The following is a 21,550-nucleotide window of genomic DNA, read 5'->3' on the forward strand; positions in this document are numbered from 1 at the left end:
CCACAAAATCAGTCCGTATAAACATTTGTTCCGAAAAATGAAATGTACNTTTCATTAAATATAAAAATAGCGTTTCATTTTATAAAATAGATACAGCAATATTCGCTTCTGACGAATTTTAATTTATGCTTTCAGAGAATTATGTCTGCCCCCAGGATGAGCAAAATGGATAATGCTGTTGATCGTCATGTATTTTATATTTCTGATGGCACCGCCATCACCGCAGAGGTATTGGGTCATGCGGTAATGTCGCAATTTCCGGTCACGATCAGCAGCATTACGCTGCCGTTTGTTGAAAATGAGAGTCGTGCTCGTGCGGTTAAAGACCAGATTGACGCCATTTATCAACAAACAGGTGTGCGTCCGCTGGTATTCTACTCCATCGTGTTGCCGGAAATTCGCTCGATCATTTTACAAAGTGAGGGTTTTTGCCAGGACATCGTCCAGGCACTGGTTGCCCCGCTGCAACACGAGATGAAACTCGACCCCACACCGATCGCGCATCGCACGCACGGCCTGAATCCTGGCAATCTCAACAAGTATGATGCGCGTATTGCCGCCATTGATTATACCCTCGCGCACGACGACGGTATCTCGTTGCGCAACCTTGATCAGGCGCAGGTGATTCTGCTTGGCGTTTCCCGCTGCGGAAAAACGCCTACCAGCTTATACCTGGCAATGCAGTTTGGTATCCGGGCCGCTAACTACCCCTTTATTGCCGATGATATGGATAATCTGGTACTGCCCGCCTCTCTGAAGCCGTTACAACACAAACTGTTTGGTCTGACGATTGACCCTGAACGCCTGACGGCCATCCGCGAAGAACGCCGTGAAAACAGTCGCTACGCCTCGCTGCGCCAGTGCCGAATGGAAGTTGCTGAAGTAGAGGCGCTGTACCGGAAAAATCAAATTCCGTGGTTAAACAGTACCAATTATTCAGTAGAAGAGATTGCCACCAAGATCCTCGACATCATGGGGCTGAATCGCCGCATGTACTAGAATGCTAGTGCATTGGTTCGATTTTTTGTTATTATGCTCGCCACCAGGCAGGATGAGTGTGATATTGTGATGTACATCACTTCCCGGTAGTCCTGCCGTTGAAGCAACAAATTTCTGAGATAAGTAATGAACAGAACCGATGAACTCCGTACTGCGCGTATTGACAACCTGGTCACTCCAGCAGAGCTTGCGCAACGGCATCCTGTTTCGTCCTCCGTCGCCCGTCATGTCACGGAATCCCGACGCCGGATAGAAAAAATTTTGAATGGTGAAGACCCTCGCTTGCTGGTTATCGTTGGCCCTTGCTCGATTCACGATCTCGATGCCGCCATGGAATACGCCACGCGTTTGCAGGCACTGCGTACTAAACACCAGGCGCGTCTGGAAATCGTGATGCGTACCTATTTTGAAAAACCGCGTACCGTCGTGGGCTGGAAAGGCCTCATTTCCGACCCGGATTTGAATGGCAGCTATCGTGTAAATCATGGTATTGAGCTGGCACGTAAACTGCTGTTACAGGTCAATGAACTGGGTGTACCGACAGCCACTGAATTCCTCGATATGGTGACAGGGCAGTTTATTGCCGATCTGATCAGTTGGGGCGCAATTGGTGCACGCACCACAGAGAGCCAAATTCACCGTGAAATGGCTTCTGCGCTCTCCTGCCCTGTCGGGTTCAAAAACGGGACAGATGGCAATACACGTATCGCCGTCGATGCTATTCGCGCGTCACGCGCCAGCCACATGTTCCTCTCACCGGATAAAACCGGGCAGATGACTATCTATCAGACCAGCGGCAACCCCTACGGTCATATCATCATGCGCGGTGGTAAAAAGCCGAACTACTCTGCCGAAGATATTGCCGCGGCCTGCGATGCACTGCATGAATTCTCTTTGCCGGAGCATCTGGTGGTGGATTTCAGCCATGGCAATTGCCAGAAGCAGCATCGCCGTCAGTTAGAAGTGTGCGATGACGTCTGTCAGCAGATTCGCAATGGTTCGACGGCAATAGCCGGGATCATGGCGGAAAGTTTCTTACGCGAAGGTACGCAAAAAATCGTCAGCGGCCAGCCACTGGTTTATGGTCAGTCAATCACCGATCCCTGCCTGAACTGGGAAGATACGGAACTGCTGGTCGAAAAACTCGCCGCGGCGGTAGACAGTCGATTCTAAAATCATGCCGGGTGGCGGTTTCGCCTGACCCGACCTACGGTTCGTGCCCCTCCAGGCCCGGTCAGCGTAATGCTACCGGGCTTTTTTAATGCAGCACAATCCCGCAAATTTGATCCCGTCACAATTATTTCACAAAAAGGCTTGATGCAAATTCTCAGTTTATTGATAATGATTATCATTGTTACATTGATTGTCATTTTTAAACACTATGTCACGTATGGATAACACTACAGCAACGCCTGCAAAAGAAAAAACACCGCCTTCTGTCACGCCTAACGAACGTCGGATTGACAGTAAAAGCCTGCTGGGAAATGAAGGACGAGTGATCATAGAACATGATGGTCAGCACTACCTGCTGCGCCAGACACATGCCGGAAAACTCATTCTGACTAAATAAATACCTATTACGCCAGCCACCCAGGTGATACCCAGGCAGCCAGCGCTTTCGATTTTCTAATGGAGAGTTGCTATGCCACACCTGCACACAACATCGCTGCGCCCATCGCTTTTGGCACTGGTGTTCGTAAGTCACCTTCCCGTCGCCGCCTATGCGGCGGCTGAAGATATGACTGTCACCGCCACCGGCAATGCCCGCAGTGCCTTTGAAGCGCCAATGATGGTCAGCGTGATTGATGCGACCGCGCCGGAAAACCAAACGGCCAGTTCAGCGGCAGATCTGTTACGTAAAGTGCCTGGACTTACCCTTGATGGTACGGGACGAACCAACGGTCAGGACGTCAATCTGCGCGGCTATGACCGCCGCGGAGTGCTGGTGCTGGTAGACGGCGTACGTCAGGGAACCGACACCGGACACCTGAACAGTACATTTCTGGATCCGGCGCTCATTAAACGTATCGAAGTGGTACGAGGCCCTTCGGCTCTGCTGTATGGCAGCGGTGCGCTCGGAGGGGTAATCGCCTATGACACAGCGGACGCTAAAGACTTACTTGAAGCGGGTAAAAACAGCGGTTACCGCGTGTTCGGTACTGCTGCCTCGGGCGATCATAGCCTCGGCATGGGTGCCAGCGCGTTTGGTCGAACCGACACGCTGGACGGTCTGCTCGCCTGGTCAACTCGCGATCGCGGTGACTTACGCCAGAGCGACGGTACCACCGCGCCGAACGATGAAGCAATAAACAATATGCTGGCAAAAGGTAGCTGGAAAATTGACAGCGCCCAGACGCTGGCAGGCTCACTACGTTATTACAACAATGATGCACGTGAGCCCAAAAATCCGCAAACCAGCGCAGCAGATACCAGTAACAACCCGATGACCGATCGCTCAACGATCCAGCGTGACGCACAGTTGACCTACACGCTCGCCCCTGCGGACAATGACTGGCTGAACGCTGATGCTCGCATTTACTGGTCCGAGGCGCGCATTAATGCCCAGAATCCGGATGCAACTAATGAGTTTCGCAAACAAACGACCAAAGGCGGAAAAATTGATAACCGCAGCCGGTTGTTTACCGACTCTTTTGCTTCTCACCTGTTAACTTACGGGGGGGAGTACTATCGCCAGGAACAACGCCCCGGCGGTGCGACGACCGGTTTCCCTGAGGCAAAAATTGATTTCAGCTCCGGCTGGCTACAGGATGAAATCACCCTGCGAGATCTGCCAGTAACATTGCTGGGTGGTACACGCTATGACTCATATCGCGGTAGCAGCGATGGTTACGCGGATGTCGATGCCGACAAATGGTCGTCCCGCGCAGGAATGACCGTCACGCCGGCCGACTGGCTGATGCTATTCGGGTCCTGGGCTCAGGCTTTCCGCGCGCCGACAATGGGCGAGATGTACAACGATGCAAAACACTTCTCCATCGGCCGTTTTTACACCAACTATTGGGTACCCAACCCTAACCTGCGTCCGGAAACCAACGAAACGCAGGAGTATGGCTTCGGTTTGCGTTTTGACGATTTGCTGATGGCAAGCGATGCGCTCGAATTTAAAGCCAGCTATTTCGATACCAAAGCGAAAGATTACATCTCCACCAGCGTCAATTTTGCTGCCGCGACGACCATGTCCTATAACGTACCCAATGCCAAAATCTGGGGCTGGGACGTGATGGCGAAGTACTCCGCCGATCTGTTCAGTTTAGACATGGCCTACAACCGTACACGAGGCAAAGATACCGACACCGGTGAATACATTTCCAGCATTAACCCGGATACCGTCACCAGCAAACTGAACATACCCGTAGCACACAGCGGTTTCTCAGTCGGCTGGATAGGTACGTTTGCGGACCGCTCAACCCATATCAGCAGCAGCTACACCAAACAGCCCGGCTATGCAGTAAACGACTTTTACGTCAGCTATCAGGGTCAACAGGCACTGAAAGGTATGACCACCACGCTGGTACTGGGTAACGCTTTTGACAAAGAGTACTGGTCTCCGCAAGGCATTCCGCAAGATGGCCGTAACGGCAAAATTTTCGTGAGTTATCAGTGGTAATCACCCTGCCCCGACGAGCCGGGGCAGCAATCTGGAAGGAAGAGGCAATGAATCACTACACACGCTGGCTGGAACTGAAAAAAGAACATCCTGGAAAATATGCCCGTGACATCGCAGGGTTGATGAACATTAGCGAAGCTGAACTGACCTTCGCACGCGTCGGTCATGACGCGTGGCGTTTACGCGGCGAAGTGCGCGAGATCCTGGGCGCTCTGGAAACCGTAGGCGAAACAAAATGCATTTGCCGTAATGAATATGCGGTGCATGAACAAACAGGCGCCTTTACCAACCAACACCTTAACGGGCATGCCGGGCTGGTACTGAACCCACGAGCCCTCGATTTACGTCTGTTCCTGAACCAGTGGGCCAGCGCCTTCCATATCAGCGAAACCACCGCCCGTGGCGAACGTCAAAGTATCCAATTTTTCGACCATCAGGGTGATGCGCTGCTGAAGGTTTATGTCACGGAGAATACCGATATTACCGCATGGGGTTCGCTGCTGACCCGTTTCATCTTTGCAGAAAACCCGCCGCTGACGCTGCAAACTGTCGAACCCGTCGTTCCCGCCGTTAACGTAGACGCTGCGACAGTGGACAAAGAGTGGCGCGCCATGACCGATGTTCATCAGTTCTTCGGCCTGCTGAAGCGCCACAATCTGACCCGCCAACAAGCCTTTAATCTGGTAGGTGACGACCTGGCCTGTAAAGTCAGTAATGGTGCGTTGGCACAGTTACTCGAAACCACACAACAAGATGGCAACGAAATCATGGTATTTGTGGGTAATCGCGGCTGCGTGCAGATCTTTACCGGCGTGGTAGAAAAACTGGTGCCGATGAAAGGCTGGCTAAATATTTTCAACCCGACCTTTACCCTGCATCTGCTGGAAGAGCGCGTAGCCGAAACGTGGGTAACACGTAAACCGACCGCCGATGGTCACGTGACCAGCCTGGAGTTGTTTGCCTCAGATGGCACGCAAATCGCCCAGCTTTATGGACAGCGTACGGAAGGTGAACCGGAGCAGACACAATGGCGAGCGCAGATCGATGCCTTAACGCCAAAAGGACTGGCCGCATGAAAAAACTGCTGGTCCTTATTGCGTTGCTCCCCGTCACGGCGCTGGCAGCGCCTGAGGAAAGGGTTGTGGCGCTCGGTGGCGACGTCACCGAAATTGTGTATGCGCTGGATGCGCAATCATCCCTTGTGGCACGTGACAGCACCAGCCAGTGGCCTGAAGCGGCAAACACGCTACCGGATGTTGGTTATTTACGCCAACTCAACGCCGAAGGGATCCTGGCTACCCGCCCAACGCTGGTGCTAGCAAGCGCACAAGCGCAGCCTTCTCTGGCGCTAAAACAGCTTGAGCAGAGCAACGTCAGGGTTGTCACGATCCCGGCGAGTAACGATCTTAACGTGATTGATGAAAAAATTCGCGTCATCGCCAAAGCCACCCATCGGGAGGCTGACGGTGAAACGCTGCGCACCCGCTTACGTCAGGAAATGACGGCATTGCCGTCATCTGAACTTAACAAACGCGTGCTGTTTATTCTCAATCATGGCGGGATGACCGCGATGGCGGCGGGCCAGCATACCGGAGCCGATGCCGCTATTCGCGCGGCCGGCTTACGTAACGCGATGCAGGGGTTTAGCCGTTACCAGCCGTTATCACAAGAAGGCGTAATAGCCAGCCAGCCTGACCTGGTGGTGATCTCACGGGATGGTATTCAGGCCGTTGGTGGTGAAGCTAACCTGTGGGCACTGCCTGGACTTGCGCAAACGCCTGCCGGGCGCAATAAGCAGGTACTTCAGATTGATGATATGGCATTACTGGGCTTTAGCGTTCGCACGCCACAGGCCATTTTGCAGCTACGCGCCAAAGCGGAGCAATTGCCCTGATGGCCCGACGGATCACCTGCTCATTATGGACGCTGGCCTTTATGCTGGGTGTCATGACGATACTGGCGACCGGTTTTGGCGCGTTGCGCCTGCCGGTAAGCCTGCTCTGGCAGGACGGAGATGACGCATTGCGTCAAATCTGGCTCACCATTCGGCTACCGCGCGTTCTGCTGGCGCTGGTGATTGGCGGCTCGCTGGCACTGGCAGGTTGCGTCATGCAGGGATTGTTTCGCAACCCGCTTGCCGACCCAGGGCTACTGGGCATTAGCAGCGGTGCGGCCTGCGCCGTCGCCCTGTGGGTGGTGTTGCCGGTCTCATTACCTGCGTTACTCATGTTGTATGCGCCAATGATGGCGGCATTTCTCGGTGCACTGGCTGCCACCGTGGTGATTTTTATCCTCAGCCAACAGCGCGACGGTTCGCTATCGCGTCTGTTATTGGTCGGAATTGCCATCAACGCACTCTGCGGGGCGGCGGTCGGCGTTCTGTCGTGGATCAGCAATGATGCGCAACTGCGCCAGTTGTCACTGTGGGGGATGGGCAGTTTGGGTTCTGCGCAGTGGTCAACACTACTGGCCGTCACCTCGCTAATGCTCCCAACAGTACTGGTTATCTGGCGCCTGGCTGCGGCACTGAACCTGTTACAACTGGGTGAGGAGGAGGCGCATTATCTCGGCGTTGATGTTCGGATGATCCAGCGTATTTTGTTGTTGTGCAGCGCATTACTCGTGGCCGCTGCTGTAACGGTCAGCGGAGTCATTGGATTCATCGGTTTGGTTGTTCCGCATTTAATGCGTATGTGGCTCGGATCAGACCATCGGGCCGTGATCCCCGGTTCTGTTCTGGCTGGCGCATTTTTACTACTGATTGCCGATACTCTCGCCCGCACCGCAGTTGCGCCTGCGGAAATGCCCGTTGGTCTGCTGACCAGTATTCTCGGTGCGCCATGGTTTTTATGGCTTATTTTTCGTCAGCGAGGAGCGCATGGCTGAACATTTTATTGCCGAAGGACTTCACTATCGCCTTGCTGACCGCTCAGTAATTGACGACGTATCACTCAAACTCGCTAAAGGTGAACTGGTCGCCTTAATCGGGCCGAATGGTGCGGGAAAATCCACCCTGCTACGTCTGTTGACCGGCTTTCTTAAACCGACTGCCGGACACTGTTTGTTAGATGGCAAATCACTGGCTGACTGGAGTACGCAGTCGCTGTCGCGCCATCGTGCGGTTATGCGTCAGCAAACGCAGGTAGGTTTTGACTGGCAGACAGAAGCCGTCATCGCGATGGGCCGCGCACCCTGGACCCAACAGCAGGAACCCCGACTTATCGCTCAGGTAATGGAAATGACCGGATGCACACCGTTAGCGGGCCGGCAATACGCCGCGCTTTCCGGTGGCGAACAACAGCGAGTGCAGCTGGCCCGTGCACTGGCACAACTTTGGTGCAACGGCGCGCCTCACGGCTGGTTATTCCTTGATGAACCCACCTCTGCGCTGGATCTTTATCACCAGCAGCACCTGTTACGCTTGCTGAAGACGCTAACCGCTTCGGGAGAGCTGCATGTGTGCATTGTGCTTCACGATCTCAATCTGGCAGCACTGTGGGCTGACCGGATCATACTGCTCCATCAAGGAAGCATTGTGTCTCAAGGGAGACCCGACGCCGTGTTACAGGCTGATGATCTGATGCGCTGGTATGGTGCTCAGGTTCACGTTGGCCAACACCCGGCCAACGCATCCCCACAAGTTTTTCTCGCACCTTAGCTGGAACAACTTACCTCCAGCCGTTTACCCCAGTCAGGTGGACGGCTGATATAATCATCATCCCGATCGATAAACGGCGTACGTAACGCAGCGTGTAACCGATGTAGTTCGGTATAATCACCCTGCTCTGCCTGGCTTATTGCCCGCTGAGCCAGCCAGTTACGTAGCACCATAGCCGGATTCGCCGTCTTCATCTGCGCTTGTCTGACAACATCAGCTACATTGTCTTGTTGCAGGCGCGTGCGGTAACGTGTGAACCAGTCGTCGAATGCCGCACGGTCAATAAACTCATCGCGCAGTGGGGACAAGGCACTGTGTTGTTCCGTTTGGCTGAGCATGCGGAACGTTCGCGTGTAGTCGCTACCTTCCCGCGCCATCAGGCTAAACAGTTCGCTAAGGATTTCGTTATCGTTTTTCTGCTCGCTAAAGAAACCCAGTTTTTGCCGCATGCGTTGCCCATAGCGGGTGAGCAAGGCCAGTTGATAACCGTCCAGCGCATCATTGAGCACATCAACCGGAATGAATGGCGACAGCGTCTGCGCCAGACGTTGTAGGTTCCACAACGCCGCAGCAGGCTGATTATCAAAACTATAGCGCCCCTGATGATCGGAGTGGTTGCAGATAAAATCTGGCACGTAATCATCAAGGAAACCGAAGGGACCATAATCCATCGTCAGGCCAAGAATCGACATGTTGTCCGTGTTCATCACCCCATGCGCAAAGCCTACGGCTTGCCAGTCGGCCATTAACACCGCGGTGCGCATAACAACATCCGTAAACCACAACTGATACTTATCCGCCTCTTCCTGCCATTGTGGCCAGTAATGACGGATCGCAAAGTCAGCAAGCTGGCGTACTTTTTCCGGTTCACGACGATAATAAAAGTGCTCAAAATGACCGAAACGCATATGGCTTTGTGCCACGCGAATAAGCATCGCGCCTGCTTCAGTGGTCTCTCGCTGCACCGGAGTCTCGCTGGTGACAATCGACAAGGCCCGGGTTGTGGGTATCCCCAAATAATGCATGGCTTCACTGGCCAGGCTCTCTCTAATCGTCGAGCGCAGCACGGCGCGCCCATCCCCCATGCGGGAATAAGGCGTTAATCCAGCGCCTTTCAGATGCCAGTCAAGGGTTGTGCCATCTGCAAGCAATTGCTCACCCAGCAGAATCCCTCGTCCATCGCCGAGTTGCCCGGCCCAGACACCGAACTGATGCCCGCTGTAGACTTGTGCCAATGGCGACATCCCAGGTAGTAGCGATTCGCCCCCCCATACACCTGCCCCACCAGAAACATCAAACAACGCATCTGGAATACCCAATTGCGCAGCCAGAGCATCGTTATGCCAGATGATGTGCGCGTTTTTCAGGGGGGTGGGTGAAAGAGCGGTATAGGTTGCTGGTAATTCATCACGCCAGCGAGTAGTAAAAGACAGGGTCATAGGGCCTCCTGTCTCTAGTGTAGACTGTTAATAGCCTGTTAAACACCAGCAAATAAAAGGGTTATCATTTTACCAGTGAAATGATCTTTGCAGGTGATACCGCCGGCCACAGTCCTCCTTGCATAGCGCCGAATCCCAAAGGCAATACCCGCGCCAGCATCTCCTGTGTATCAATACCGCTAATGATGATTGATTCACAACTGGGGGATAATTGCGCCAGAATAGCCCGCATAAACGGCTCAAACGAAATATGTGTAATCCTTTGTTGAACAAAGTTTTTATCCAGCACGACACGTTTGAACAGACCATCAAAAATTGCCCGCGTGGATATGCCCCCGGCACCGTAGTTTGTCAGTATTAATGGGAACCGCGCAGCCAGAGCCGCCAGTGTGGGATTTTCTTTGCCACTGTTTAACTCCGGATAACTTTCATTAATCGTCAGTTCAATAAATGAAAATCGTTCAACACGTGAAGCATATTCAGCGTCTGATAATAAAGTATTAGCAACCGCTGGCGTTAAATTAATCCAGGCCGGAATTTTGCGTTGAATAAAAAAGTGTTGGCACGTTTCGATTAATTCCAGCTTCTCGGCAAATAAACGACATTGCTCGTCGTCTGACATCCGGGGCATAACCAGCTCTGTTGGCATGCGTACGTTGCCATCCGGGCTGACAAAGTTTGTAACAATATCGACGAACTCAAGGTCACCTTTTTCACTTCGTGCAGGAAGAAAAGAGAACTCTGAATGATAAAGATAATCCAGTGAAACAATCATTGTGCCAGCCCCTCTGCATGGGTGTAATCCGGCATCCTGTAGCAAAGGATGGAAAAATACGTTGCTGCTGATACAAATAGAGGCCCTTTCATTTTTCCCTTTTTAGCCAGTAAATCGAATCCTTTTTTTTTAGCTTATCCTGATTATAAACGAATATCCAGCTTTGCACTTTTTAATATCTCGGGATAAATCATATTTTTAGCAAGATACGCTCTTAACGTTTGGGGTTATTGACCGACAAACAGCAGAAGTGAAAGTTGACATTTAAAATGAGGATGACGAGACAACCGCGCGCCGATCTCGTCATCCGTAATGATTAAATTCGACGTGCCTGCCAAAAGTTTTTACGCCAGTAGACGTTATCCAGCGAAGAACGCATCACTCCGCGACTGGTTGAAGCATGGATAAATTGATTATTGGTATCGTAAATTCCGACATGCAGACCACTTTCACCGGAACCCGTTTTAAAGAAAACCAGATCGCCGGGTAGCAAATCATCTTTATCGATCTCGGTACCAATCTTTGATTGCGTGCGCGTGTCGCGCGGGAGCTGTAGATCGAATTTATCCCGCATCGTCATCAACACAAATCCTGAACAATCCACCCCGCTACGGCTCATACCGCCATAGCGATAGGGAGTGCCATGCCAGGTTTGCAACTGATCGTTAAGACCCGCGATAACGGCGATAGAGTCCGACAGTCGGGCATTCGGCGCAGGAGCTCGATGGCTGCTGCACCCCGCCAAAAACAATGCTGTGATGAAAAGGAGCCAAAAGCGCATTCAGGACGAATCCTCTGATTTTTATTTTTGTGTCAATTTAGCGTGGAAATTATGTGATTTTCAAGAACCCATTTAACTTAAGTGGTTGATATGAGCATTCTGTGGCCTTCAATATCCAGGCGACGGAAATTTACACCATAGGCCAACGACAAATTTGCTGGCGTCAGCACCACATCACGCGAACCGCTCGCCAGCAGCTTTCCGCGTTTGAGCAACCACGCCTTGTGCGCATGGCGTAGCGTATGGTTAAGATCATGACTGCTCATCACAATGGCGATTCCTTGCAGACACAGCTGGCTCAACAATCTATCCAGCGCGTTTTGTTGCGCCACGTCCAGGCTATTCATCGGCTCATCCAGCAACAAAAGTTGCCCATGCGGATTAGACTGTGGACTCATTTGCAGGATGACGGCCGCCAGACGCACACGTTGCCATTCCCCCCCTGACAGCTGATTTACACCACGTCCCAGTTTATCTCCCAGCCCAAGCGCATCAGCCACCTCCTGCAGCAGGTCTGTTCGCGCTTTATCAGGCTGATGCAGCGTCAGAAAATGCCAGACCGGCATCGCAAATGGCGGATTTTGCTGTTGCGCAAGATAAGCACGATACTGCGCCAGCTTCGCTGCCGGCCAGTCTCCGAGCGGTGTATCACCAAAGGTGATGCTTCCCTCTCCCGTCGTCAGTCCCGCCATTCGCGCCAACAACGTACTTTTCCCCGCGCCGTTGGGGCCCACTAAATGCAGGATCTCTCCTGCTTTAATTTCACCAGATAGCGGGCCGAGTCGGGTAGATTCCGCAACATCCTGTAGCAGCATTAATCGGGACATTAGTTGGCCAATGCAGTCTTTATAGCGTGGACAAGAATCGGGTCCTCAGGCGTCATATCAGGTGAATAACGCTGCAGCACCTGCCCATCCCGACCGACTAAGAACTTCTCAAAGTTCCACAGAATATCGTCCGGGTAGAGCGGTGCCCGCCCTTTACTCGCCATACGCGCATAAAATCCGCTATCCGCCGGTGCAACCGCCGTGGGTGCCGCATCAATCAGTTTCTGATACAACGGATGGCGGGCTTCGCCATTGACATCAATCTTACTGAACATCGGGAAGGTAACGCCCCAGGTTGTGCTGCAATATGTCTTAATCTCGTCTTCACTGCCGGGCTCCTGCCCCAGAAACTGGTTGCAGGGGAATCCCAGAACGGTGAAACCCTGCCCATGCCAGGCTTTCTGCAGGTTTTCCAGTTGCTCATACTGCGGTGTTAACCCACATTTTGAGGCTACGTTGACAATTAGCAGTACATTTCCGGCATACGCCTGCAATGAGGTCGCCTCGCCGTCGATGGTTGTCACTTCCGTATTAAAAAGCGTGTTTTGCATAGCATCTCCAGAACAACAGGTGAATAGTGGAATGACCCTGTTCAGCTTTTAAGCATAGACCGAACCTGCACTTTCTAGCGCGCAGCTTTTAACAATAACCAGATAAATACCGGTGCACCCATAGTGGCTGTCACCACACCAATGGGTAATTCAGCCGATGCCAGTACCAGTCGTGCGACGACATCAGCAAACAGTAGTGCAATTGCCCCCGCCAACGCACACCCAGGGAGTAAAACGCGGTGGTCGGTTAATCCACACAGTCGCAGAATATGGGGGATTACCAGCCCGATAAAACCAATTGCCCCTGCCAGCGCCACGCTCACGCCAACCATCCATCCCGTGGCAACCACCAGCAGGTTGCGCCAGAACCATAAAGGCAGCCCCAGCTGGCGCGCGGAGGTTTCGCCCAGCGCCAGTATATTCATCGGCTGAGACTGGCAACAAATCCACAGCAATACGGGGAGCAACGCGACCATGAGCCAGGCCTGATGCCAGTCTACGCCACCGAAGCCCCCCATCATCCAGTACATCAACTGTCGAAGATCAAAAGAGGTGGAAAAATAGATAGCCCAGGTCATCAGAGCGCTGCAGATAATCCCCAGCGCCACGCCTGCCAACAGCAAACGACTGGTCGATAAATGTCGACGGGCAAAACGAAGAAGAATGAGAGTGATAATCAGCGCACCAGCAATGGCGCATAGGCCCAATGCCCAGCCGGGTAATTGCCCTTGCCCCAACAGCACAGCCGCAATAAGCCCTACCCCCGCGCCATTAGACACACCGAGTAAGCCAGGCTCCGCGAGCGGATTTTCAAACAGCGCCTGCATCACCGCGCCAGCCAGGGCCAGTGCGGCACCTACCAGCAATACGGCAAGTGTCCGGGGAAGTCGAATTTGCCAGACAAACAGATCACCGCGAGCGCTAAACCAATCGCCGGGAGCAATCCACTGTTCTCCTGCACATAAACTTATCATTGTTGCCAGCAGCATCAGCACTGACAGAGACAGTATCCAGCGCACGTTTCGTCGCTGCTGTTGATGGGCGAAAGTCAGCATGTTTTCCATTCTGCTGAAAAAAGATGGTGAGATTCTACGGTGCTGATTCAGTAGTGAAAAGGAAAAAGGCCGCATAGCGGCCTTTTTAGTTATACGCGTCATACTTTGCGTATCGTTAAATCACTCTTCTTTGGGCGTTGCGTTTTCAACCCGGCTTTTTAACTTCTGCCCGGGTCTGAAGGTCACCACGCGCCGTGCTGTAATGGGAATATCTTCGCCCGTTTTCGGGTTACGTCCCGGACGTTGATTCTTATCACGCAGATCGAAGTTACCAAAACCAGAGAGTTTTACCTGCTCACCATTTTCCAGAGCACGACGGATCTCTTCGAAAAACAGCTCGACCAGTTCTTTGGCATCCCGCTTGCTAAGCCCAAGCTTATCAAACAGATATTCTGACATTTCAGCTTTTGTAAGCGCCATAGGTTCAATCCCTCAATGATGCCTGGAATCGCTCTTTTAATGCCTCTACACATTTGGCGACGGTAGCGGCAATCTCCTCTTCTTCAAGTGTACGGCTGGTATCCTGAAGGATCAGGCTGATAGCGAGGCTCTTATAACCCTCCGCAACACCCTTACCGCGGTACACGTCAAACAAGTTTACGCCAACTACCTGATTTACGCCAACTTTCTTACATTCGGATAAAATATCCGCTGCGGGAACGTTTTCTGCCACAACAACAGCGATGTCACGGCGGTTCGCCGGGAAGCGAGAAACTTCACGCGCCTGAGGCACCACGCGGTCTGCGAGCTTATTCCACTCCAGTTCGAACACCAGAGTGCGACCGTTCAGATCCAGTTTACGTTCCAGTTCAGGATGAACAACCCCAATGAAACCAATACGTTCACCTTTCAGATAAATCGCCGCAGACTGACCCGGATGCAGGGCTGGATTCGCTTCAGCTTTGAACTGGATGTCCGCCAGTTTGCCGGTCAGGTCGAGAACCGCTTCCAGATCGCCCTTCAGATCATAGAAATCAACCGTCTCTTTCGTCAGATTCCAGTGTTCATCATGACGGTTGCCGCAGATCACGCCCGCCAGCATCAGATCCTGACGGATCCCAAGGTTAGCCTGCGTATCCGGTACAAAACGCAAACCCGTTTCAAAAATACGCACACGGTTTTGCTGACGGTTTTGGTTATAAACCACCGTTGAAAGCAAACCGGTCCACAGAGACAGACGCATTGCTGACATATCGATAGAGATTGGGCTTGGCAGCAGCAGCGCCTCTTCTCCCGGATGCAACAGCGACTGGACTTTAGGATCAACAAAGCTGTAGGTGATAACTTCCTGGTAGCCTTTGTCATTCAGCATGGTTTTAACACGTTTCAGCGAGAGATCCGCTTCACGATGCTCACCCATGATGAGTCCTGCCTGAATTGGGGTATTCGGGATATTGTCGTAACCGTATACGCGGGCGATTTCTTCGACCAGATCTTCTTCAATCTCCATATCGAAACGCCAGCTCGGCGCGACAGCCTTCCACTCGCCCTGACCTTCAGTCACTTCACAGCCCAGACGACGCAGAATATCGCTCACCTGCTCATCGGCAATAGGGTGGCCGATCAGGCGATCCAGTTTGCTACGACGCAGCGTAATAGTGGCACGCTTCGGCAACGTCGCTTCGTTGGTCACATCAATCACTGGGCCGGCTTCGCCGCCACAGATATCAATCAGCAGGCGCGTTGCACGTTCCATTGCTTTGTACTGCAGCGCAGGATCGACACCACGCTCATAACGGTGAGAAGCATCGGTGTGCAAGCCGTGACGGCGCGCGCGACCGGTAATAGACAGCGGACTGAAGAACGCGCATTCCAGCAGAACGTTTTGCGTTTCATCGTTCACACCAGAGTGCTCACCACCAAAGATCCCCCCCATGGCCAGCGCTTTGTTGTGGTCAGCAATCACCAGCGTATCCGCACTCAGTTTTGCTTCACTGCCGTCGAGCAGGACCAGGGTTTCCCCTTCTTTTGCCATACGCACGACAATTCCGCCTTCAATGCGATCTTTGTCGAATGCGTGCATCGGCTGGCCCAGTTCGAGCAGCACATAGTTAGTCACGTCAACCACTGCATCGATGGAGCGAATACCGCAACGGCGCAGTTTCTCTTTCATCCACAGTGGCGTAGGCGCTTTCACGTTGATACCTTTCACCACACGACCCAAATAGCGTGGGCACGCGTCAGCAGCATCGACCTGAATAGGCAGTACATCGTTAATGGTCGCCGCTACCGGGGTGATTTCCGGTTCAACCAGCGGAGCTTTGTTCAGCACAGCCACATCGCGCGCAACACCGATAATGCCTAAGCAGTCGGCACGGTTCGGCGTAACGCTGATTTCAATGGTGTTATCGTTGAGTTTCAGATATTCACGGATGTCGGTGCCAATCGGCGCATCGGCAGGCAGTTCAATAATACCGTTATGATCGTCGGAAATACCCAGTTCAGAGAACGAGCACAGCATCCCCTCGGACGGCTCACCGCGAAGCTTAGCCGCTTTGATTTTAAAATCACCAGGCAGAACGGCACCAATGGTCGCTACCGCAACTTTCAGTCCCTGGCGGCAGTTCGGCGCACCACAGACGATATCCAGCAGGCGATCGCCGCCGACATTCACTTTGGTGACGCGCAGTTTGTCAGCGTTCGGGTGCTGACCGCACTCAACTACTTCACCGACAACAACACCGTTAAATTCACCGGCAACGGCTTCCACACCATCAACTTCCAGGCCCGCCATCGTAATTTGGTTTGACAGCGCATCGCTATCAATTGCTGGGTTAACCCATTCGCGTAACCACAGTTCACTGAATTTCATTGTATTACCCTGCCTTTATTTAAACTGTTTGAGGAAACGCAGATCGTTTTCGAAGAAAGAACGCAGATCGGTAACGCCATAACGCAACATGGTCAGACGCTCCATCCCCATGCCGAAGGCAAAACCGGAGTAAATTTCTGGATCGATACCGACGTTACGCAGCACGTTCGGGTGAACCATACCGCAGCCCAGTACTTCCAGCCATTTTCCGTTTTTACCCATGACGTCAACTTCCGCAGAAGGTTCAGTGAACGGGAAGTAAGAAGGACGGAAACGAACCTGCAGATCTTCTTCAAAGAAGTTACGCAGGAAATCGTGCAGCGTACCTTTCAGGTTGGTGAAGTTGATATTGGTATCAACGATCAGGCCTTCCATTTGATGGAACATCGGGGTGTGCGTCTGATCGTAGTCGTTACGATATACACGGCCCGGCGCAATGATGCGGATCGGCGGCTGTTTTTCTTTCATGGTGCGGATCTGCACGCCGGAGGTCTGCGTACGCAGCAGACGCGTTGCGTCAAACCAAAAGGTATCGTGGTCGGCACGCGCCGGGTGATGGCCAGGAATATTCAGCGCGTCAAAGTTATGATAATCGTCCTCAATTTCTGGACCTGTTGCCACGGTAAAGCCCAGCTCACCGAAGAAACTTTCAATCCTGTCGATAGTACGTGTTACCGGGTGCAGTCCACCATTTTCGATACGGCGTCCCGGCAGGGAGATATCGATAGTTTCTTCAGCCAGGCGCGCGTTCAGTGCAGCATTTTCTAATTCGGCTTTACGCGCGTTCAGCGCTTGCTGTACCTGCTCTTTGGCTTCGTTGATTACCGCACCTGCTGCCGGGCGCTCTTCTGGTGGCAGCTCGCGCAGGGTTGTCATCTGAAGGGTCAAGTGCCCTTTCTTGCCCAAATATTCGACGCGGACATTGTCTAACGCGGCAACATCTGAAGCCTGGTTAATGGCGGCCGTTGCACTGGCAACCAGCTCTGCGAGATGTGACATGGTTTTCCTCGTTATGTTGCGATATTCACTAGTCGCTCGTATATACGCAAAATCATTCAAGTTGTATCAAGGCGGCAAAAGAGCGAATGCAGCCAACACAGAGACAACTTGAAGGATGACGCGTATAAAAAAAGCCTCCACCAGGGAGGCTTTTAGGCGCTGTTTTCCGTTTCTTCTTTCACGCGCAAGCCTCCTGAGTTCAGGTGCTAAAGTAAAAGAAGAAGCGGAAAATAGCAGCATTCATGCTTGCGTTACCTTGTGTGGTAAAAACCGGACAACCTTTATTGAAAAGGCTTACGGATAAATTGTCAACCAATTGATTGAACTACAAATAAAAGAGAGGGAGCCAGGCTCCCTCTTTTCACCGGCTTATGCCAGAGCTGCTTTCGCTTTTTCGACCAGAGCGGTGAACGCTACTTTGTCGAATACTGCGATGTCAGCCAGGATCTTACGGTCGATTTCAACAGAGGCTTTTTTCAGGCCGTTGATGAATTTGCTGTAAGAAATACCGTTCTGACGTGCTGCTGCGTTGATACGCGCAATCCACAGTTGACGGAACTGACGCTTTTTCTGACGACGGTCACGATAAGCGTACTGACCAGCTTTGATAACAGCCTGGAAGGCAACGCGGTATACGCGAGAACGCGCACCGTAGTAGCCTTTAGCTTGTTTCAAAATTTTCTTGTGACGTGCACGGGCAACTACACCACGTTTTACGCGAGCCATATGTGCTCTCCTGTCTCTATATTCTTAGTAAAAAAATGAATTAAACGTTAACGGCTTATGCGTACGGCAAGCACGCGATAACCAGACCCAGATCGCCTTTAGACACGAGGCCTTTTGGACGCAGGTGACGTTTACGCTTAGTAGATTTTTTGGTCAGAATATGACGCAGGTTTGCGTGCTTACGCTTAAATCCACCACCACCGGTTTTTTTGAAACGCTTAGCAGCACCGCGTACGGTCTTAATTTTTGGCATTTTAATAACTTCCACTTCGCATTGTTAATAAACGAAACGTAGGCGAACAACGGCTGTGGAACCCGCAGGCTCCACAGACATTGCTACTTGAAGGCCTTACTGTTTCTTCTTAGGAGCGAGCACCATGATCATCTGACGGCCTTCGATCTTCGTTGGGAAGGATTCGACTACTGCCAGTTCACTCAGATCGTCACGGACGCGGTTGAGCACTTCCATACCGATCTGTTGGTGGGCCATCTCACGACCGCGAAAACGCAGCGTGATCTTAGCCTTATCGCCATCTTCCAGAAAGCGTACCAGGCTGCGGAGTTTTACCTGGTAATCGCCATCGTCGGTGCCAGGACGGAATTTAATTTCCTTAACCTGGATAACTTTTTGCTTTTTCTTCTGTTCCTTAGAAGACTTACTCTTTTCATAAAGGAACTTGCCGTAGTCCATAATACGACAAACTGGCGGTTCGGCGTTAGGGCTGATTTCAACTAAATCTACTCCAGCTTCTTCAGCCTTTTCGATCGCTTCTCTCAGACTCACAATACCCAAAGCTTCGCCTTCCAGACCTGTTAAGCGAACTTCCAGGGCGCGAATCTCGCCATTGATACGATTCGGACGTGCCGTTTGAACTCGTTTTCCGCCTTTAATACCTTATTCCTCCAGTTGTTGAAGACTGCGGCTGCGAATCTCTTGTTGCAGCTTCTCAATCACTTCATTTACGTCCAGGCTGCCCAAGTCTTTGCCACGACGGGTGCGCACGGCAACTTTGCCTGCTTCTACCTCTTTGTCGCCACAGACCAACATGTAAGGGACACGACGTAAAGTGTGCTCGCGGATTTTAAAGCCTATCTTCTCATTTCTCAAGTCTGCTTTTACACGAATACCCGCATTTTGCAGTTTCTGCGTTAATTCGTTGACGTATTCAGACTGAGAATCGGTAATGTTCATGACCACAACCTGAACCGGCGCAAGCCAGGTCGGGAAGAAGCCGGCGAACTCTTCAGTCAGGATACCGATGAAACGTTCCATAGACCCAAGAATTGCGCGGTGAATCATAACCGGCACCTGACGTTCGTTGTTTTCGCCAACATAAGAGGCGCTTAAACGGGACGGCAGGGAGAAGTCCAGCTGTACAGTACCGCACTGCCATGCACGATCGAGGCAGTCATACAGGGTAAATTCAATTTTCGGACCGTAGAACGCGCCCTCACCCAGTTGGAACTCAAACGGGATGTTATTTTCTTCCAACGCAACGGCCAGGTCAGCTTCAGCACGGTCCCACATTTCATCGCTGCCGATACGTTTTTCGGGGCGAGTGGACAGTTTGACGACGATTTTCTCGAAGCCAAAAGTGCTGTACATATCGTAGACCATACGAATGCAAGCGTTAACTTCATCACGAATCTGCTCTTCAGTACAGAAGATATGTGCATCATCCTGAGTAAAGCCACGTACACGCATCAGACCGTGCAGCGCACCTGACGGCTCGTTACGGTGACAGCTACCAAATTCAGCCATACGCAACGGCAGATCACGATAGGATTTCAGACCCTGGTTAAAGATCTGAACGTGGCCCGGGCAGTTCATGGGTTTAATGCAGTATTCACGGTTCTCAGACGAGGTAGTGAACATCGCATCTTTGTAGTTGTCCCAGTGACCTGTTTTTTCCCACAGCACACGGTCCATCATGAACGGACCTTTAACTTCCTGATACTGATATTCTTTCAGTTTCGAGCGAACAAAAACTTCCAGCTCGCGGAAGATAGTCCAGCCATCGTTATGCCAGAACACCATACCCGGTGCTTCTTCCTGCATATGATACAGGTCAAGCTGCTTACCAATTTTGCGATGGTCACGCTTGGCTGCTTCTTCCAGACGTTGCAGGTATGCATTCAGGGCTTTTTTGTCGGCCCATGCAGTACCATAAATACGTTGCAGCATCTTGTTGTTGCTGTCGCCGCGCCAGTATGCCCCTGCGGTCTTCATCAGTTTGAAGTGATGACAGAAACGCATGTTCGGCACGTGCGGACCACGGCACATATCGACGTATTCTTCATGATGGTACAAGCCAGGCTTGTCATCATGGGCAATGTTTTCATCAAGAATAGAGACTTTATAGGTCTCACCACGCTTCACGAAGGTTTCGCGCGCTTCGTACCAGCTGACTTTCTTCTTAATGACATCGTAGTTTTTCTCAGCGAGCTCGTGCATCCGCTTCTCGAGCGCGTCGACATCTTCCTGGGTTAACGTACGGTCAAGATCGATATCGTAGTAAAAACCGTTGTCAACAACCGGTCCGATCGCCATTTTGGTGTTCGGCCAAAGTTGTTTGATCGCATGCCCTAACAGGTGCGCACAAGAGTGACGAATGATCTCCAGACCTTCTTCATCCTTCGCGGTGATAATGGAAAGTTTCGCATCATCTTCAATCAGATCGGAAGCATCAACCAGCTCACCGTTAACACGGCCAGCAATAGTCGCTTTCGCCAGACCTGGACCGATGTCCAGCGCAACATCCATGGGGCTTACAGCGTGGTCGTAATGGCGTTGGCTGCCATCAGGAAGAGTAATAACAGGCATGTTATATCCTTATTTGCAGTGGTGCCCCACACGTAAGAGCACATACAAAATTAAATTATTTAGAAATACCAGATGGTTAGATGCGTTTCTGAGCTTCACTCTGCTAAGTATGTACATCTGGATGTACAAAATCCAAAATGTACCCGCATTTACTATCTGATACCGAGTGACCAGTGTACACGCCACTGCCATGTCAGAAAAGCGTGAATTACCATAGATGTGTGTTGTATTGATATGCCGCTTATAAATGTGCAAAGCCTTGCGAACCAATGCAAAGCTTTGTGTGTCCCGATTTTGTCTCTCTAACCAAATTCTAGTAGCTAATAAATTTATATGGCACGCAGTGACGCGTGCCGTTGGGAATGTTAGGAATCAAGGACCAGAGTTAATAGACGCTATCCGTTGATACAGCGTGAGAAAATGCCTGTTTTGAGCGAGAGGCAGAAGTTCGTAACCATAACCACATCGTGTGTATC

22 protein-coding genes, 1 pseudogene and 1 other annotated feature are annotated in these 21,550 nt (G+C 51.7%); of the genes and pseudogenes, 9 read left to right on the forward strand and 14 right to left on the reverse strand.

The genetic code is table 11. From position 1 onward, the window contains the following. Positions 1-165: 165 nt before the first annotated feature. The 8 genes from ppsR to NNO08_RS21940 all read left to right on the forward strand — a co-directional run bounded on the left by ppsR (position 166) and on the right by NNO08_RS21940 (position 8,285). Complete coding sequence (ppsR, locus tag NNO08_RS21905; protein WP_137383349.1) at positions 166-999, forward strand: posphoenolpyruvate synthetase regulatory kinase/phosphorylase PpsR; 834 nt, start codon at positions 166-168, stop codon at positions 997-999. A gap of 126 nt (positions 1,000-1,125) precedes the next feature. Next, complete coding sequence (gene aroH / locus NNO08_RS21910) at positions 1,126-2,172, forward strand: 3-deoxy-7-phosphoheptulonate synthase AroH (RefSeq protein WP_271457527.1); 1,047 nt, start codon at positions 1,126-1,128, stop codon at positions 2,170-2,172. A gap of 208 nt (positions 2,173-2,380) precedes the next feature. After that, the gene (hemP, locus tag NNO08_RS21915; protein ID WP_271449083.1) at positions 2,381-2,569 is read left to right on the forward strand and encodes a hemin uptake protein HemP; all 189 of its coding nucleotides are present in this window, start codon (positions 2,381-2,383) and stop codon (positions 2,567-2,569) included. A gap of 72 nt (positions 2,570-2,641) precedes the next feature. Beyond that, complete coding sequence (locus NNO08_RS21920) at positions 2,642-4,627, forward strand: TonB-dependent hemoglobin/transferrin/lactoferrin family receptor (protein ID WP_271457528.1); 1,986 nt, start codon at positions 2,642-2,644, stop codon at positions 4,625-4,627. A gap of 47 nt (positions 4,628-4,674) precedes the next feature. Further along, positions 4,675-5,703, forward strand: a complete 1,029-nt coding sequence (gene chuS, locus NNO08_RS21925; protein ID WP_271457529.1) for a hematinate-forming heme oxygenase ChuS — start codon at positions 4,675-4,677, stop codon at positions 5,701-5,703. Continuing rightward, the gene (locus NNO08_RS21930) at positions 5,700-6,521 is read left to right on the forward strand and encodes a heme/hemin ABC transporter substrate-binding protein (protein ID WP_271457530.1); all 822 of its coding nucleotides are present in this window, start codon (positions 5,700-5,702) and stop codon (positions 6,519-6,521) included. The genes chuS and NNO08_RS21930 overlap by 4 nt, the downstream gene beginning before the upstream one ends. Next, the gene (locus tag NNO08_RS21935) at positions 6,521-7,513 is read left to right on the forward strand and encodes a FecCD family ABC transporter permease (protein WP_271457531.1); all 993 of its coding nucleotides are present in this window, start codon (positions 6,521-6,523) and stop codon (positions 7,511-7,513) included. The genes NNO08_RS21930 and NNO08_RS21935 overlap by 1 nt, the downstream gene beginning before the upstream one ends. After that, positions 7,506-8,285 (forward strand): heme ABC transporter ATP-binding protein, encoded by a 780-nt coding sequence (locus tag NNO08_RS21940; protein WP_271457532.1) that lies wholly within the window; start codon positions 7,506-7,508, stop codon positions 8,283-8,285. The genes NNO08_RS21935 and NNO08_RS21940 overlap by 8 nt, the downstream gene beginning before the upstream one ends. On the opposite strand, the gene selO is transcribed toward NNO08_RS21940, so the two are convergent. The 14 genes from selO to thrS form a co-directional block, all read right to left on the reverse strand. Next, positions 8,282-9,724 carry a protein adenylyltransferase SelO gene (gene selO / locus NNO08_RS21945; protein WP_271457533.1) on the reverse strand — a complete coding sequence of 481 codons (1,443 nt, stop codon included), beginning with the start codon at positions 9,722-9,724 and terminating at the stop codon, positions 8,282-8,284. The genes NNO08_RS21940 and selO overlap by 4 nt on opposite strands. Positions 9,725-9,788: 64 nt before the next feature. Further along, positions 9,789-10,499, reverse strand: a complete 711-nt coding sequence (locus NNO08_RS21950; protein ID WP_271455365.1) for an EAL domain-containing protein — start codon at positions 10,497-10,499, stop codon at positions 9,789-9,791. A gap of 316 nt (positions 10,500-10,815) precedes the next feature. Continuing rightward, entirely contained in the window at positions 10,816-11,280 is a 465-nt protein-coding gene (locus NNO08_RS21955; protein WP_003832591.1) for an NlpC/P60 family protein, read from the reverse strand. 77 nt (positions 11,281-11,357) lie between these two features. Next, on the reverse strand, positions 11,358-12,107 hold the full coding sequence (gene btuD / locus NNO08_RS21960) for a vitamin B12 ABC transporter ATP-binding protein BtuD (protein WP_271449090.1): 750 nt from the start codon (positions 12,105-12,107) through the stop codon (positions 11,358-11,360). Next, positions 12,107-12,658: a glutathione peroxidase gene (locus NNO08_RS21965; RefSeq protein ID WP_271440757.1), complete on the reverse strand. Its 552-nt coding sequence runs from the start codon at positions 12,656-12,658 to the stop codon at positions 12,107-12,109. Before NNO08_RS21965 ends, btuD begins: the two co-directional genes overlap by 1 nt. A gap of 74 nt (positions 12,659-12,732) precedes the next feature. Further along, the gene (btuC, locus tag NNO08_RS21970; protein ID WP_271457534.1) at positions 12,733-13,713 is read right to left on the reverse strand and encodes a vitamin B12 ABC transporter permease BtuC; all 981 of its coding nucleotides are present in this window, start codon (positions 13,711-13,713) and stop codon (positions 12,733-12,735) included. A gap of 120 nt (positions 13,714-13,833) precedes the next feature. Continuing rightward, positions 13,834-14,133: an integration host factor subunit alpha gene (gene ihfA, locus NNO08_RS21975; RefSeq protein WP_003030571.1), complete on the reverse strand. Its 300-nt coding sequence runs from the start codon at positions 14,131-14,133 to the stop codon at positions 13,834-13,836. Between the two features lie 4 nt (positions 14,134-14,137). Next, complete coding sequence (gene pheT / locus NNO08_RS21980) at positions 14,138-16,525, reverse strand: phenylalanine--tRNA ligase subunit beta (protein WP_271449092.1); 2,388 nt, start codon at positions 16,523-16,525, stop codon at positions 14,138-14,140. 15 nt (positions 16,526-16,540) lie between these two features. Then, on the reverse strand, positions 16,541-17,524 hold the full coding sequence (gene pheS, locus NNO08_RS21985) for a phenylalanine--tRNA ligase subunit alpha (RefSeq protein WP_137383362.1): 984 nt from the start codon (positions 17,522-17,524) through the stop codon (positions 16,541-16,543). Positions 17,525-17,648: 124 nt separating this feature from the next. Continuing rightward, positions 17,649-17,773 (reverse strand) — a sequence feature (Phe leader region). Next, positions 17,724-17,768, reverse strand: a complete 45-nt coding sequence (gene pheM, locus NNO08_RS21990) for a pheST operon leader peptide PheM (RefSeq protein WP_001386830.1) — start codon at positions 17,766-17,768, stop codon at positions 17,724-17,726. It overlaps the preceding feature by 45 nt. 120 nt (positions 17,774-17,893) lie before the next feature. After that, positions 17,894-18,250 carry a 50S ribosomal protein L20 gene (gene rplT / locus NNO08_RS21995; protein ID WP_003030578.1) on the reverse strand — a complete coding sequence of 119 codons (357 nt, stop codon included), beginning with the start codon at positions 18,248-18,250 and terminating at the stop codon, positions 17,894-17,896. Between the two features lie 55 nt (positions 18,251-18,305). Beyond that, positions 18,306-18,503, reverse strand: coding sequence for a 50S ribosomal protein L35 (gene rpmI / locus NNO08_RS22000; protein ID WP_003030583.1), 198 nt, complete (start codon positions 18,501-18,503; stop codon positions 18,306-18,308). Positions 18,504-18,599: 96 nt separating this feature from the next. Further along, complete coding sequence (infC, locus tag NNO08_RS22005) at positions 18,600-19,142, reverse strand: translation initiation factor IF-3 (RefSeq protein ID WP_048997935.1); 543 nt, start codon at positions 19,140-19,142, stop codon at positions 18,600-18,602. 3 nt (positions 19,143-19,145) lie between these two features. Next, entirely contained in the window at positions 19,146-21,074 is a 1,929-nt protein-coding gene (thrS, locus tag NNO08_RS22010) for a threonine--tRNA ligase (protein WP_271440754.1), read from the reverse strand. A 319-nt stretch (positions 21,075-21,393) separates the two neighbouring features. Here thrS and NNO08_RS22015 point away from each other — a divergent pair. After that, a pseudogene (locus NNO08_RS22015) lies at positions 21,394-21,480 on the forward strand (SOS response-associated peptidase); the annotation flags it as partial. Positions 21,481-21,550: the final 70 nt, after the last annotated feature.

Source organism: Citrobacter sp. Igbk 17 (assembly GCF_028069775.1).
Taxonomy (GTDB): Bacteria; Pseudomonadota; Gammaproteobacteria; order Enterobacterales; family Enterobacteriaceae; genus Citrobacter.